3 protein-coding genes are annotated in these 1,388 nt (G+C 70.2%); all 3 read left to right on the top strand.

Features of this window, described 5'->3' with window-relative positions; genetic code table 11:
* Positions 1-125 precede the first annotated feature (125 nt).
* A complete protein-coding gene (locus tag AC27IO_RS24200; RefSeq protein WP_498741214.1) occupies positions 126-374 on the top strand; it encodes a cysteine-rich CWC family protein in 249 nt (82 codons plus the stop codon).
* Between the two features lie 37 nt (positions 375-411).
* Positions 412-600 (top strand): 4-oxalocrotonate tautomerase, encoded by a 189-nt coding sequence (locus tag AC27IO_RS24205; protein ID WP_272549570.1) that lies wholly within the window; start codon positions 412-414, stop codon positions 598-600.
* Between the two features lie 30 nt (positions 601-630).
* Positions 631-1,388 (top strand): MFS transporter (locus tag AC27IO_RS24210; protein ID WP_498741215.1); only part of this gene is annotated, 758 nt, incomplete at its 3' end.

The raw sequence follows: 1,388 nt of genomic DNA on the forward strand, positions 1-1,388 counted from the left end.
GATTGCTATTTAATTAATAGCACAATGCCCTAGAAGAATATGCGCCGGAAGGCATTTTTGCCCATTCCCCTGTGCGGCACCCCGCCGCGCTGGCGCGGTCTACACTGGCGCCTTGCCCCGACGCCATGACCGCCGCACCGCCCTCCCCCGCCCCGCTGGACCCCTCCCGCTGCCCCCTGTGCGGCGGCCGCAACCAGTGCGCCATCGAAGCCGGCGCCCCCGCCGCGGATTGCTGGTGCATGGCGGCCGCCGTGTCCGCGCAGGCCCTGGCGCAACTGGCTCCCGGCCAGCGCGGCACCGCCTGCCTGTGCCCCCGGTGCGCGGCCGGAACGGGCTCCGCGCCACAGGGCGCGGCAACCGGCGCGCCGATATGATGGCCGCTCCCTTTTTTGAACTCCCTGAAGGACCGACATGCCGACGTACCACATCGAAATGATGGAAGGCCGCACCATCGAACAGAAGAAGAAGCTGGTGGAAGAGATCACCCGCGTGTCGGTGGAAATCCTCGGCGGCTCGCCCGACTCGGTGGACATCCTCATCACCGACGTCAAGCGCGAGAACTGGGCCACCGGCGGAAAGCTCTGGTCCGAGCGGACCTGATCCGGCCGGCCGCTGCCCGATTTCCGCCCGATGACCGGTCCCGGCTCCACCGCCCTGCTGCGCGAACGGTACGGCGAGCGCTACCGCTGGCTGCTCCTGCTGTCCGTGATGGTCGGCACGATGGCCTCCATCATGTCGTCGACCATCGTGAACGTGGCCATTCCCGACATGAGCCACTACTTCACGCTCGGCCAGGAACGCGCGCAGTGGGTGTCGTCGGGTTTCATGGTGGCCACCACGGTCGCCATGCTCACCACCCCCTGGCTGCTGGCCCGCTTCGGCTACCGCGCGACCTACGTAGGCGCCATGGTGCTGCTGCTGGTGGGCGGCATCGGCGGCGGCGTGGCCAGCCACTACGGGCTGGTGCTGGCCGCCCGGGTGCTCGAAGGGCTGGCCGCGGGCGTGGTGCAGCCGATTCCGGCGGTCATCATCCTCTACGCCTTCCAGCCGCACGAGCAGGGCCGCGCAAGCGGCATCTTCGGCATGGGCGTGGTCCTGGCCCCGGCCATCGGCCCGAGCATCGGCGGGCTGCTGGTGGACTGGTTCGGCTGGCGCTCGATCTTCTTCATGGTGGTGCCGTTCTGCATCGCCTCCATCGCGCTGGCCTACCGGTTCGTGCCGGTCAGCAGCCCCGGCGGCGCCGTCGCCGGCCAGTCCGGCAACGCGCTGGACTGGCGCGGGCTGGTGCTGGGCGCGGTCGGCACGCTGTGCCTGCTCAACGGCCTGGTGGCGCTGCACGGCGGGCCGGGCCTGCAGGCCGGCGCGCTGCTGCTGGCGGCCTTCGCGGC

The sequence above is a fragment of the Acidovorax sp. KNOB132 genome, assembly GCF_057541515.1.

What these genes read in the sequence shown, in the direction of transcription:
- AC27IO_RS24205 (WP_272549570.1), top strand. Translation starts at nt 412, where the DNA reads ATGCCGACGTACCACATCGAAATGATGGAAGGCCGCACCATCGAACAG.
- AC27IO_RS24200 (WP_498741214.1), top strand. Translation starts at nt 126, where the DNA reads ATGACCGCCGCACCGCCCTCCCCCGCCCCGCTGGACCCCTCCCGCTGC.